Source organism: Photobacterium aquae (assembly GCF_001029445.1).
Lineage (GTDB): Bacteria > Pseudomonadota > Gammaproteobacteria > Enterobacterales > Vibrionaceae > Photobacterium > Photobacterium aquae.
The window spans coordinates 107,500-120,841 of sequence record NZ_LDOT01000013.1 but is presented as its reverse complement, the minus strand read 5'-3'; the positions used below and the strand labels follow the sequence as shown (position 1 = coordinate 120,841).

At 49.1% G+C, this 13,342-nt stretch carries 8 protein-coding genes; 2 read left to right on the top strand and 6 right to left on the bottom strand.

The genetic code is table 11. The annotated features are described in order from the left end of the window. Positions 1-74 precede the first annotated feature (74 nt). Positions 75-1,181, top strand: a complete 1,107-nt coding sequence (locus tag ABT56_RS11410; protein ID WP_276203183.1) for an MFS transporter — start codon at positions 75-77, stop codon at positions 1,179-1,181. Between the two features lie 513 nt (positions 1,182-1,694). Further along, entirely contained in the window at positions 1,695-3,335 is a 1,641-nt protein-coding gene (locus ABT56_RS11405) for a methyl-accepting chemotaxis protein (RefSeq protein ID WP_047878995.1), read from the top strand. An 89-nt stretch (positions 3,336-3,424) separates the two neighbouring features. Here the strand turns inward: ABT56_RS11405 and ABT56_RS11400 are convergent, their stop codons facing one another. The 6 genes from ABT56_RS11400 to ABT56_RS11375 all read right to left on the bottom strand — a co-directional run bounded on the left by ABT56_RS11400 (position 3,425) and on the right by ABT56_RS11375 (position 13,230). Continuing rightward, positions 3,425-4,897 (bottom strand): glutathione synthase, encoded by a 1,473-nt coding sequence (locus ABT56_RS11400; RefSeq protein ID WP_047878994.1) that lies wholly within the window; start codon positions 4,895-4,897, stop codon positions 3,425-3,427. A 76-nt stretch (positions 4,898-4,973) separates the two neighbouring features. Next, positions 4,974-6,797 (bottom strand): ABC transporter ATP-binding protein, encoded by a 1,824-nt coding sequence (locus ABT56_RS11395; protein ID WP_047878993.1) that lies wholly within the window; start codon positions 6,795-6,797, stop codon positions 4,974-4,976. Then, entirely contained in the window at positions 6,790-8,577 is a 1,788-nt protein-coding gene (locus tag ABT56_RS11390; protein WP_047878992.1) for an ABC transporter ATP-binding protein, read from the bottom strand. Before ABT56_RS11390 ends, ABT56_RS11395 begins: the two co-directional genes overlap by 8 nt. A gap of 6 nt (positions 8,578-8,583) precedes the next feature. Beyond that, positions 8,584-10,182 carry a glutamate--cysteine ligase gene (gshA, locus tag ABT56_RS11385; protein WP_084722224.1) on the bottom strand — a complete coding sequence of 533 codons (1,599 nt, stop codon included), beginning with the start codon at positions 10,180-10,182 and terminating at the stop codon, positions 8,584-8,586. A 229-nt stretch (positions 10,183-10,411) separates the two neighbouring features. Beyond that, entirely contained in the window at positions 10,412-10,963 is a 552-nt protein-coding gene (sigZ, locus tag ABT56_RS11380; protein ID WP_047878991.1) for an RNA polymerase sigma factor SigZ, read from the bottom strand. Positions 10,964-11,238: 275 nt separating this feature from the next. Next, positions 11,239-13,230: a U32 family peptidase gene (locus ABT56_RS11375; protein WP_047878990.1), complete on the bottom strand. Its 1,992-nt coding sequence runs from the start codon at positions 13,228-13,230 to the stop codon at positions 11,239-11,241. Positions 13,231-13,342: the final 112 nt, after the last annotated feature.

Sequence of the window (13,342 nt, the reverse complement as noted above, 5' to 3'; positions counted from 1 at the left end):
CAATGTAGTTTTATCTATTTTTTCATATTGATGGTGGGTGCTGGGCAATCTATTGTTTTTGCTATTTTCCGGCATTGGCTCGCGAACTGATGATGGCAGAATGGCAGGCAGGGATGGTGATCAGCGCTGCTGCTTTTGTGTCTTTTGTTGCATCCCCCCTGTGGGGGCGGCGAGTCGATAAGACGGGGAGTAAGCAGTCATTGATTCTCGGTGTGGCGGGCTATGCAATCTTCAATATGGCCTTTGCCTTTGTATTATGGCTGGCAACAGGCTCAACAATGCCGGTCATCGCTGTTTTTATGTTATTGGTATTAACACGTTGCCTGTTTGCTTTTTTCTCTGCCGCGATAATGCCTGCCGCGCAAACGCATTTGATCTCCCAGACGACGGCAGAAGAACGGCCGGCAAAGTTGGCGATGATCGGTATGATGTTTGGTTTGGGGATGATTATTGGCCCTGCGGTAGGGAGTGCAATGGTCTCTGCGGGGATATTGGTTCCGATCGTTTTTAGCGCCTTGATCATGCTGTTGCCATTACCTTTCGCAGTAGGCCGAATTGTAGATGTGAAGTTTCAGCCAAATCAGTCGGGAAATCGGGATACCCTCCGTTTTAACGATGTTCGAATGCGGCCATTTATCGTATTGATGGTGGTGATATATGCTATTTTTTCAGCAATTCAGCAGACAATTGCTTTTTCGCTACAAGATTTGCTTTCTTTCGATGCGGTAAAAACGGCGCAGTGGGTGGGTATTGCCTTCATGATTAGTGCGGTTACCTCGGTTGTGTGTCAGGGAGGGGTAATTCAGAAATGGAGATTTACAGGAAGCCAGATGATTGCGGTTGGTTTATCAGCACTATTGCTGGCTTTGGCGATTTTCTTTTTTGCCACGAATCTTGTGAGCGTAATGATGGCATTCGCAATTTTAGGTGTAGGACTTGGATTTGCTTATCCAGGGGTTATCAGTAAAGCGTCTTTGGCATTTCCATCTCAGCTCCAAGGGCAAGTCACAGCAACGTTGCAGGCTGCTATGTCACTGGGTTTTATTATTGGGCCTCTTATGGGAGCCGGGCTGTATGCTGAAATTGGTATATGGGTGTATAGCGTGTTGTTATTATTCTTGGTGATTGCTTTAGTTTACTTGATGCTTAACCGTGATAGTACGGTTGAGGAGTTGGCTTAGTTTTTGTGTGATTTAAATAAAGCAATGTGATTTATATTGCGTTGCTTTATTTTACTAAATTCACTTGGTGCTTATTTAATTCCATAAATTTTCATTATTATTTTAATACTTTAATCGATGTAAATGTTACATAGCATCATAAAAACGACCATAGCATTGCGTGAAATGAGATTGGTATCGAATTATTCATAATAAACACGCTGTTTAATTGTATTTTGTTGCATATGGCGGTTGGGGTTATCTTGTTGCTTTTTATACCACTTTTTATATGAATAGCAGTCGCTTGTGATTTACTCAATGTTATTGTCAGGTATAATAATTGTACTGAAAGTATACACGCACTTTTGGTGAGTTCGTCAGGTTGTCGTAGAAATGACATTCTAGATGAGCAAATTAGCAGGTATCAGCGGGTGCCGTGCAGCGGCCAGATGATATCCCTTTTGTAGCCTATGAATAAAAAGGCGCAGAAATACCAACAAAGGAGGGGGTATTTCTGTTTATTATAAGAAAGATATGAATAATTTCTCAAAATTGAAAGTAAAAACACGGCTTGCGGTCGGTTTTGGCGTATTGGTGTCATTGATGATGCTGTTAACTACGCTAGGTATTCAAAAAGTGAATTTCGTGGATCATACCTTGTCTGAAATCACCGATGTGAATTCAGTGAAACAGCGTTATGCAATCGATTATCGAGGCAGTGTCCATGATAGGGCGATTGCGATTCGCGACGTTGCCTTGGCTCGAAATAGTCAGGAGATTGATTCGCTAACCAATGAAATTGCAAGGCTTGAGCAATTTTATAATGACTCAGAGCGAAAGATGAACACGATGATTGCTAATAATGTCGTGTTTACTGCAGAAGAGCAGACAATTCTTCGTGATATTGAGCGCATTAAAAAACAGACGCTGCCTATCATCAACAAGATTATCGCGGATAAAAAGCAAGGTAAGGCTGTTACTGCTGAAGTTTTGGATCAAGCCCGCCCAGCCTTTATTGATTGGTTGGATGCGGTAAACCGATTTATTAATTACCAAGAATCCTTGAACCAGAAAATGACGCCAGATGCCCGAGCTGTCGCTGGCGGCTTCCAAAATTTGATGTTGAGTTTGAGTGCGATTGCCTTGGTGATCTCCGTGATTGTCGGTGTTGCTATTGAACGTAGTTTCCGTCGTTCATTGGGCGGCGAGCCTTATGAAGCCCAGCATGCCCTTAAAGTTATGGCGAGTGGTAATTTGACAGAACATTATGGCCAGCGTGAAAAAGGGAGTATTTTTGATTCGCTGTCAGCTATGTCTGAAAAGTTGGTACAGACCGTACGAAATATAGGTTTGGCATCAGAACAATTGTCGGAGCAAGTTGAAGAGGTGTCAGTCGGTACGAGTAATGTATTGAACTCAGCTCAACAACAAGCCGCTATGACTCAGGAGATGGTCGGCAAGCTGGACAATATGCACCAGAGTATTGACCAGATTGCAGATATTGTTAATCAGTCTGAGCAGAATTCAGTGGCAACGACCGAAAACGCCCAGCAAGGGCGCGAGCTGGTTGTTTCCGTTGCACAGCAAATGACGATTGTGACTGATGCGGTGAACAGTACGCTACTGCAAGTAAAAGAGCTAGAAGCCAAAACCAAAGATATTGGTGGAATCGTTAATATGATCAGCGATATTTCTGAGCAGACTAACCTGTTGGCGTTGAACGCTGCAATTGAAGCGGCGCGAGCGGGTACCTCCGGGCGTGGTTTTGCTGTCGTTGCCGATGAGGTTCGGAATTTGGCTCAGCGTACCCGAGAGGCAACAACGCAGATTGCCACGATGCTAAAAGAGGTGCAGGCACAAACGGTCGTTAGTGTGACGGCGATGGCCGATACCCAGCCACAAGTTGAAGAGTGCCAGCAAAAAACATCTGATGCGCGTGATTTGCTGGTTAGTATCGAACAGCAGGCTGAGGATACGTTGAGTCGGGTTCGCGATATTGTTACGGCAACCAATGAACAAGTCGTTGTGGTGAGCGAGCTGGTCTCGGCAATGAACCAAATTTCGGATATGTCATCAGATTCGATTCGTTCTATGACGAATAATGAAACAGCCGGCCAGAAACTGAGTGAGCTATCATCGCAGTTGAAGCAGGAAGTGGCATTTTTCCGAGTGTAGTCGCTCGGGGCGAACGGGATATTTTTCCGTTCGCCGAGTTTATAATTATCCCCCGAGTGCCAATGGAGCGGCACTTAGGGGATAGTATGTTAATCGACCAGCGTTAGTGAATCCAAAATGCCCTTGCCGCTATGGATCCCCCCTTCGTTTTCGCTAGCAGGTTTACTGCGGATAAGGTAACCGGCATACCCTTCAAATTCCGTCACGGGTTCACCATTGAAATAGGCGGTGAACAAACCAATTTCGCTGACCAAATCCTTGACCAGAGTCTGCTGGCTGTCGCGGACGGCAACGGTCGGTGTTTCACGTTCGTGGGGGTATAATCGCTGCATTAGTGCCCACGCGTCATATTCCTGAGGCAAAAGGGTATTGAGTTTGTCGTTGATTGCGGCACCAAAAATACAATGGCCGCCTCCCTCTCCTTGGTTTTTCAATACCCATTCATCCTGTTTGGCTTCGGTTTTGAACCACTCGATAGTCTTGGTGCTGACGGGTTTCATTTCGGCCAGAACACTCTTGATCAACTGCGCTTCATCCAGATTCAGCCCCCAGCGGGCGTATTCTTTGGCAGGCATCATCGTCAGCAGCATTTGCATTGATTTGCTGGTTGCCAGTTGTTGGCTGAATGTGGCATTCACCGCCACGCGATGCTGTTCAATGCGCAGGCGGGTTTGGCTTAGGGCCTGGCAGCAAACCGACTCGTCTAGCTCGGGGGCGCAGTAATCGGAATGTTGATAGCCGGCCCGAAGGTAGACGACGTCTATCGCCCCGATGTTTTCAAGCAGTAGGCGCTGGTTGTTGCCACTAGAGAGCTGGGTGCTGAGCTGGGCAAATGTGCGCCGGACTGTTCTGATGCCATGCTTTTGAAGCTCAACTTCAAGCAGGTGCTGGTCATATACATTGTCCTCGTCTTTCTGTACCACCATTAGGAATGTCGGTTTTTGTTCGGTGTACTCATCGCCGCTGAACTCTGCTTTGATGGCGCGAGCGGCTGTGGTGATAGCCAGTGCCAGTTGTTCCATACCATGATTATCCGCTGGGGTCGCCGAACCTTCTTCGACCCATTGCTGATAGGTATTCGGCCATTGTTGTTGCACGTAGTTATGGAGTTGGGCAGCTCGTTGACCGAATGGCCCCATGCCAGCGGCGATCCCGTTGAATTCGATGACCTTGGCCCCGTGATATCTGTCATCCATAAAATCAGTTCGCATCAGCAGTAGTGGCTGGCGAGCAGGGTTGAGTCTGTTGCTTGTCGTACCATGAGCTTGTTGGTGAAGTGCCATGAGGCTGCCAAAGAACGGGTCGGCATTGGCCATGCTGCTCAGCGAGGCTTGCAGAAAGTCATGATCTTCGGAAACGGCATGGATAAGCTTGGTGAGCAGCGGGGTAACGTTGAGCAGATGCCGGTATACCTCGCGCTCCATTGCCATAGGTGCAATGCTAAACGGGCAGTGTCTGGCACTATTATCAGCATTGCGAAAGGCGATGCCATGCATGATTGCCCACTCGCAAACATCCTCGATGATTTGCTGGGGAATGAGGGGACTGTGTTGGGTATTCATGGTGTTTTTACTCATTAAACGTATTCTAATTGTTCGTAACTGGCGCTAATGGCTGGCATATCTACATATGCGGCTGTTATACGGCGGTTTCGGCTAGACCTAATGTACTGCTGAGGTGATCGCTCTCTTCTTGGGCCTTTTGGGCGAGGTAGAGATCACGGTAGTCACCTGCTATTGCAATCAGTTCGCTGTGGGTGCCCCTTTGGACTATCCGGCCGTTGTTCATCACTAAAATTTGATCGGCATTTTGGATGGTGGACAGGCGATGGGCAACTGTAATGACGGTTCGGCCATCGTGAACATTTTCTAGCGCAGCCTTTATCGCTTCTTCGGTATCACTGTCTATATTGGCCGTTGCCTCATCAAGTAGGAAGATCTGGGGACTGTGCGACAGCGTGCGGGCCAAGGCCAATAACTGACGTTCACCAACAGACAAGGAGGCCCCGCCATGAGCAGGATGATGATCATACCCTTCTGCCAGCTGATTGATGAAGCGGTGGGCCTTGACATACTCTGCGGCAGCAATCGCTTTGGATCTGTCTGAAACAGCCTGTGAGAGGTTGATATTATCCAGTATCGATCCGCTGAAAATAGTGGGGTCTTGCGAAACCAACCCGAAAATTTGTCGCAACTGTTCTTCGGGCACTGAAGCCAGGGGCTGCCCACCGATAAGGATTTCACCTTGTTGATGCTGGTAAAAACGCATCAATAGGTTGATCACCGAGCTTTTCCCACTGCCACTGTGGCCGACAATAGCGGTGGATTTACCGCCTTTCGCAATGAAAGAGACATCAGTAAGTACTTGGTGGCCCTGATCGTAACTCAGATTTACGTTGCGAAATTCAATGTCGGGTTGTTCAGGTACGGAGACAAAATCCGTTGGGTAGCGAGCGTGTTCCGACTCGTCATCCAGCAACTCGAAGATCCGCTTGGAAGATACCGTGGCAACTTGTAGTTTGCGAAGCTCCATCGACAGTTGGCGGAACGGGTCAAAGAAACGCTCGATATAATTGAGGAAGGCGTAGAGGGTACCGACTTCAACCACGGTATTGAGTGATGCCCCGGCAAACCACGCCACGATCCCTGCTGCGGTCAGCGTGGAAACCAATCGGGTGAGCGGGATCAGCATTAGGCTGTCGATAGCGATAGAGCGGGTACGGTATTCGAACCAACGCTGGTTTTCCTGATCAAACTTCTCCCTGAATGCTTGCTGCTGGCGGAATGCCTGGATCAATGCCATGCCTTGCAGCGACTCGTTGAGACGCCCATTAATTGTGCTAATTTGAGTTCGGATACCATCAAATATCGGCATGGATATTTTGCGGTAGAGATGCATTGTGAGCAGCAATACAGGGATCAGTACCAAGCTGAGTAGCATTAAGCGCCAGTCGAGTATCGCGATGGCGATAAAAATGGCCAGAATCCGCAAGCTGCCCTGAATAATGGTCGGAATGGTCGATACAAACATGTCTCGCATGGATTCGGTGTCATTGGTGATGTAAGACACCAGTTGACCCGCTGGCAGTTTGTCGAAGGTACGGATCGGGAAGCTCAGGACATGGCTGAATAATTGCCTTCTGACATCGTTGATCACCAATAGTGCGCTATGGCGAAAGGATATCGCCTGTAAATAGCCAAACAGTGCCGAGATCATATAGAAAACCATGACCAGCCCGGCCAGTAGCATCAAGTGAGGCCATTCGAATTGTTGCGGAACCACTACCTCGTCGATAATGGTTTTGGCCAGCCAGGGAATGGTCATTTCGGCACATATGGCAACCGCTAGCATGGCAAAGGCGATAAAAAAGCGTCCTTTGTGGGGTAATGCGTAGCTGGCAAGGCGACGGAAAAGCGATGAGTTGTCTGCCGCGTCCCTTGAATTCGGTTGGGTGTTAGGCATTGCATTCTCCGGTAACTGGTTGCGTCGTCAATGTGGTTTTTTGCATGTGATCAAGTTGGCTTTGGCGCTGGTAGACTTGGGCATACCAGCTTTGGTTGGCAACGAGCTCATGGTGCGATCCGCGTTCGAGGATCTGTCCTTCGTTAAGAACCAGAATATGGTCGGCATCAATTAGGTTAGGTAGCCGCTGGGTTACCAGCAATACCGTTTTGTTTGCGTAATACTTTTTCAGATTCTGCCGTACGATGACTTCGGTTTTCATATCTAGCGCACTGAACGGGTCATCGAGCAGCAGAATGGGGGCATCGGAAAGAAGCGCCCTTGCCAGAGTGATGCGCTGGCGCTGCCCGCCGGAAAGATTGCTGCCGCCTTCGCGCAGTTCGGTATTGAAGCCAGCAGGCATTGCCATGATTTCCGATTTTATTCCGGCCATGTCCGCGACATGGGCGATATCGGCATTAGAGGCATTGGGATTGCCCAGCGCGATGTTGTCTGCAATTGTGCCCGAGAACAAGAACGGTTTTTGTGGCACCCAGGCGATAGCACCACGCAACGACTCAAAAGTCAGGCTGTCAGTCGGGTAGCCGCCTATTTGGATTGAAGAGGGGGCGTGAAGAGGAAACTGGCGAAGAATCAGCTGTAGCAAGGTGCTTTTTCCACTACCGGTTGGACCTGTGATGCCGATAAAGCCTCCTTCAGGTACGGTAAGCGAAATATGCTCCAAGGCACGGCGTTGCATGCCGTGGTAGGCAAATTCGCGAATGTCGATATCGAGTGCCGCTTCGGTATGCTCTGGCAGGGTATGCGAGCCTTCTTTTACGTCTTCGTTTTCGGAGAACAGTGACTCAAGGCGTAACCATGAAGTGCTGCCACGCTGGAAGACGTTGAACTGCCAGCCAAATTGCAAAAAAGGACCAAGCAGTTGGCCGAGGTACAGGGTGAAGGTGGTGAATAGCCCGACGGTGATGCCCCCCTGATTGATTAGCCATGCACCGTAGCCCAGTGATATCACAAATGACAGGCCGTAGATAAGCTGGATGGTTGGGGCAAAGGCGGCGTCTACTTTGGCAACGGCGAGGTTGGCATTCAGGGTTTTATCGAGGGTTTGGTTAAAACGCTGTTCCTGACGTTGGCCGATCCCGTGTGAGCGCACGGCACGAATACCCGATACGGTTTCGCGTGTTTCCTCGTTAAGCTCGGAAAAGGCCGCCTGAGCCTGGCCAAAGGTCCGATGTAGACGGATACCATAGCGTTTGGTGATTAAAACCAAGAGCGGGAAAGGCAGCAGGGCGATGGCTGTTAGCTCACCGCTGACGACAAAAATCATTCCGCAAATGACAGTAAGCCCGGCGATAAACGAGTCAACCAAGGTCATGATCCCCATGCCAGTTGCTTCTTCGACGGCATTGAGATCGTTGGTGGCGTGTGCCATGAGATCACCCGTGCTGCGACGGGAGTAAAACGCGGGTGAGAGCGCCGCAAACTTGTCAAAGAGCTCCCGCCTTAACAGGCGAGTGATAGCAATTGATGCGCCGTAGAGGCGGCTTTGCCAAACGTAGCGAAGCCCGTACATGGCGATGGCGGCAGAGGTGATCCCTAGAAGGTAAAGGCCCAAGGTTTGGGCTGTCAATTTCCCCGTATTGATACTATCGACAATACGGCCGATCAACCATGACGGGACAAGGTTCAGCAATGCCACGATTTGTAGGACCAAGAAGGCAACAAGGTATTGGCGGGCGTACAGGCGAATGTAGCCCCGCAGTTTCCAAAGAATAATCATAATAGGTTAGGCGATAGCCCCTTGTGTCTCGCAGTCACACTGCAGATTGTTTTTCTGGGCAACAAAGTCATCAAAGGCAATGTCGAGTTGTGTTTCCATGTCGGCCTGCTTGATGAGGGACTCAGCGGCTAACCGGTGCAGTTTGTCTATTTCAGCTACCTCTGCTGAGAATTGGCTGTGGGTTCGCATGTGCTGTAGGGATTGTCGCTGGGTTAGTGCTTGAAACGACAGATTTCCTGCAGCCATATCCGAAAGGATCTGAGCTGAGGGGGTTAGGGTGCTGTCTTCAAACTTTGCGTATTCTCTATTGATACTTGCCTGATGAATATCGGTAGTCATGGCGAGATCAAATTGGTCGGCAATAATGCTCATACCGTCGAGCAGATCTTTGCCGAGTTTGGTCAGCGCGATATTGCCGTTGACTGTAGGAAGCGTCAGGCCCGGCCTGCGGCCTTCAGTGGCGACAAGCTCCTGTCGTTGGACAATGATACGGCGTTCCTCATCAGTGAGTACAGGGCTTGGTGCCAAGGCGCAGTATGTGAGAAAAACATCGAGAAAGTGGCTCTGTGTTTCGTCAATTCCCAATGGCAAATAGGGGTTGTTGTCAAGGCTGCGAAGTTCAATGTACTGCACGCCGTGATGGCACATGGCATAGAGTGGACGTAGTTCGTCGCTGACGATTTTCGGGCGTACTGAGCCGTATAGTTCATTTTCCAGTTGCAATACCGAGCTATTAAGTTGTTGCTCGGCATTGAGGTGGGTATAGCATTCGCTGGGTTGGGTGAGCGCATGGCATAAATCCGAGAGGTAGGCTTCTTTGCTATCAAAGCGCACGGGGAAGCGTGACTGCTCGCTGCTGGTGTAGCCCATATTGCTTAGGCGCAGTGATGTTGCCCAAGGCAGGTAATAGGTAGCGTTATCCCATTGTTTGAGAAAGTGCTTTTTGTTTTTGACATAGCTTTGGTCCACGGCCGGTGAGGCACCAAACAAATAGGGAACAACCCAGCCGTGACGCATTACGTTTCGGATCAGGTGAAAATAGCGCTCAGAAATAAAAGCCTCAAGGGGCTTGGTGCTTCGGGTATGGCGGTGCAAGGCCTGCCAGAATGCTGTTGGTAACGAGAAATTATAGTGGATGCCGGAAATAAGCTGCATTCTTTTGCCATAGCGGTTAGCCAGCCCTTCACGGTAGCGCCTTTTGAGCTGTCCGGTGTTGGAGCTGCCATAGTTGGCTATAGCAATATTTTCGTCGGCTGGGAGAGCAGGGGGCATACTTGCCCCCCACAGAAATTCGTTGGCGGGGAGCTTGTCGGCAACAAAATGGTGTAGGGTGGCAAGTGATGAAAAAGTCGCATTTCTGTCATGTAATGCTGGGGTCACGAGTTCAATCTGCGCTTCGGCAAAATCTGTGGTGATGAACGGATGTGTCAAGGCCGAGCCAAGGGCGGCGGGATGATCTTGGCTAGAGAGAGCTCCATGAGGCGTGGTACGCACAACTTCGCGTTCGATTCCTCGTCGAATTTCGCAGAGTGATGGTTGTGGTTGCTGAGCATCAAAAAATGAAGCCAGTGCGGCTTTAGTGCTGTGTAATTCGTTTGTTTGCATTGTTCTCTTCACAAAAATCATATCGCCAAAGGAGAGGGCCGAGGCGATGCTGATGCAAGCCAGCTGAATACTGGTGTATTCCGTTGTCCTATCAATCCGTGAAGGGGCTGGCAAAATAATCGCTATTTGAATTCAAGACGCTCAAACGGCGAAAAAGATGCAAAAAAGATGAAAAAAGTGTGTTTCAGTGGGAACAGATAGCCAGCAGGCGTCGGGCTATCTGTATGAATCAGCCATATTTGCAGTGTGAGGAAGTACAACCCGGTTGCTTTGGGGTACAGTCGAGTACGCCACTTTTACTGGTCTCGATGTCGCAGCATTCCATGAATTGTTCACGCAGCTTGACCCGGCCGCGCTGGATTCGGCTTTTAGCACCAGAGAGCGATAGTCCTAACGTATCGGCAATCGTTTGTTGTGACATGCCTTCGAGCTCTGCCATTTGGAGTGGAAGCCGGTATTTTTCAGGCAGCTCTTCAATCAGGGGGCGGAGAGCTTCTGCCATTTCCTGCCGCGCTCTCTCACTGGTGGTCAGTTCTTCTTCGGCAATGTATTCGGGTAATGCTTCGTAGGGTTGCCGTTCGCGGTAGAAATCCATAATAGCATTATGGGCAATACGATAGAGCCAGCCTCTTAGGCTTCCCCTAGCTTTGAGTTGGTGAAGATTGGTGCTGGCTTTGATGTACACCTCTTGCAAGATGTCATCGACAGCATCCGTATCATCAAGGCGCTTGTTGATGTAGCTCCTTAGCTGCGCTTTGTGATTTTGCCATTCAGATAACATGGAATCGAACCTCAATATATCGTGCCGAGCTGAACTTTTACTGGGCATACTGTCTTGTATCAGACGTTTGAGATGGAAAAAAGACGCAAGAAAAGAAAATAATTTTGTAGGTATATCCATCTTACGTTTTGCGATGCTTTAAGTGTGGATGTGAATAGGTATGTCAGCTTGTTTTTTTGACCAGTAAGCGCGCCGGAGCAGAATGGAAGGAAGATATACCATGCCCAGCCAAACTGGGCATGGTGGTGTTATCTATGCACCGTAGTATTGTGTGCCTATAGGCCTTTGTCGTATTGCTTGTTCAAGGTAGGAGAGATGACCTCTGCAAGATGGGCTTTGGCCTGTTGAGTCTCCGCAGAGCGGTTGATAGCAGACATGAACAGCTCAACGAGTACTGGCTTTTCAAGGGCGACCTGTGTTTCAGTTTGAATGTCACGTAGGTCGATCAGTAGGTCGGTGAAGAGCTCTGGCAGATCATCAAGGATCGCCAAGTTCAAGACATTATGCTCGGCATAGAGACTATTGTGGCTGCCTTTTTGTTTATGGATAACGTACGGATTGTCTTTTAGGTTAATGATGGAGGTGCGCTTGTCGCAGCGGCGCAGGCAACCGTTATTAACCTTGATTTTCCGGCATCCTTCGGTTTGCTGGAATAAGCACTGGCGGCTGGTCAGCAAAGTATTTGGATGATAGATACTGTAAAAATTACGGAAGCCCGCCGGGCGCTTGATATGTCGCATCTGCTTCATGTTCAGCTCATTAGAGATAAACGCCCCGCAGGCTTGGTATTCTTGATGCAAACATTTGAGCGTGTACGAGTTGGTGCTGTTCATTTGCGGTCCGGCGATCCACTCTAGACCCAGTATTTGGGCAATATGGCCGATTCCTGAGTTGTTGGTGATCAGCAGGTCAGGGCGCAGCGCTTCAAGGAATGCTCCAGCGGCGGCATAGTCCTCGCCAATCAGAATGGCAGGGAACCAAGGTTTCATGCGAGGGAATTGTTCGAATAGCGCGACCAGCGTGGCATATTCGGCCTTGAGTCCCATCGGCATCTGGTAATAGACATCGATATTATCATTCTCGCTCAATAAGGCATCATTAGGCGATGAAATCAGCACAGATAGACGTGTGGCGGCGTCATTGGTTGCGGCTTGTTCAAGCGGAGGCAATACGGGGGTATCGATGGTCCCTTTTAGGCTGCCACTCTTGCTGTTGGTAATGTCAAAATCGGCTGTTTGCTGCTGGACATGTTCGATGATGGCCGTTTTGTCGTTGTAGAGTTTCTTTTTGACCGCCTGAATGCTTTCGTCCGTTGTACACTTGTAGATTGTTGAAAAGTGCTTGGCAGCATGGTCTCGCGGGTTGTCGATATACATGTTTTTGCCAATTTCTCCAGACAGGAAGCCATTGGAGAAATCGCGGTTGAATACGGTATATAGCTCGGTAGTATCGCTAGAGAGGGGCGCGCCATCGCATAGGCGGTCGATTTGTTTGCGCCAGTTATCAACAACGGTGTACACGTAGTGAGATTTTTTGATCCGCCCCTCAACCTTGAGCGAGTAAACGCCAGCATCGGCCAAGGCCTCGAGATCGTTGAAGGCCGAGTTGTCCTTCATGTTAAGCGGGTATTGGTTGCCAGTATTGGTGGTTTCATATTGTTCGCGGCAAGGTTGGCTACAGCGACCACGGTTACCCGACGCCCCGTTTCGGGCTGAGCTTATATAGCACAAACCAGAAAAGCCAATACAGTATGAACCGTGGACGAAAACTTCCATCAGTACATTATGTTGGTGGCCAAACTGTGCAAGGTGTTTTATTTCGCCAATGTTGAGTTCGCGAGACAGGTTTACCCGGCTGGTGCCCAGTTGGTTGAGGAACAGAATTTGTCCTTCGTTATGGGTGTTTAATTGGGTTGAGGCGTGTACATCCAACTGCGGGAAGTGGTGTTTCAGCAGGTAAGCTAAGCCAAGGTCCTGCACAATCACGCCATCAATGTCGGTTGTTGCCAACTGGCTGACCAAACGCATTACTGCTGGAATTTCGCTTTCCAGAATGAGTACGTTTAAGGTCAGAAAAATTTTGCAGTTATGCTGGTGGGCAAGAGACAGAACGCCGCTCAGGTTGTCGATAGTTAAATTGGCCGCGCGGTTTCGGGCGTTGAAACGATCTAGCCCGCAGTAAATAGCATCTGCCCCAGCGGCAATAGCCGCTTTGATTGAATCAACATCCCCACCCGGAGCGAGTAACTCGAACTGTTCGCGTTTCACGATTTTGCCTCTCACCAAAAAAACGAGGGCGTATAGTACGGGTTATTGCTACCCGTGTGCTACAAAAAATGCAGTGAGAGGGGAATTATCATGGGTAGTAAGCAATAAAAGG

Excerpts from the sequence above, each read along its gene's own strand:
- ABT56_RS11395 (WP_047878993.1), bottom strand. The coding sequence starts at position 6,797 with ATGCCTAACACCCAACCGAATTCAAGGGACGCGGCAGACAACTCATCG.
- ABT56_RS11405 (WP_047878995.1), top strand. The coding sequence starts at position 1,695 with ATGAATAATTTCTCAAAATTGAAAGTAAAAACACGGCTTGCGGTCGGT.
- sigZ (WP_047878991.1), bottom strand. The coding sequence starts at position 10,963 with ATGTTATCTGAATGGCAAAATCACAAAGCGCAGCTAAGGAGCTACATC.
- ABT56_RS11400 (WP_047878994.1), bottom strand. The coding sequence starts at position 4,897 with ATGAATACCCAACACAGTCCCCTCATTCCCCAGCAAATCATCGAGGAT.
- ABT56_RS11390 (WP_047878992.1), bottom strand. The coding sequence starts at position 8,577 with ATGATTATTCTTTGGAAACTGCGGGGCTACATTCGCCTGTACGCCCGC.
- gshA (WP_084722224.1), bottom strand. The coding sequence starts at position 10,182 with ATGCAAACAAACGAATTACACAGCACTAAAGCCGCACTGGCTTCATTT.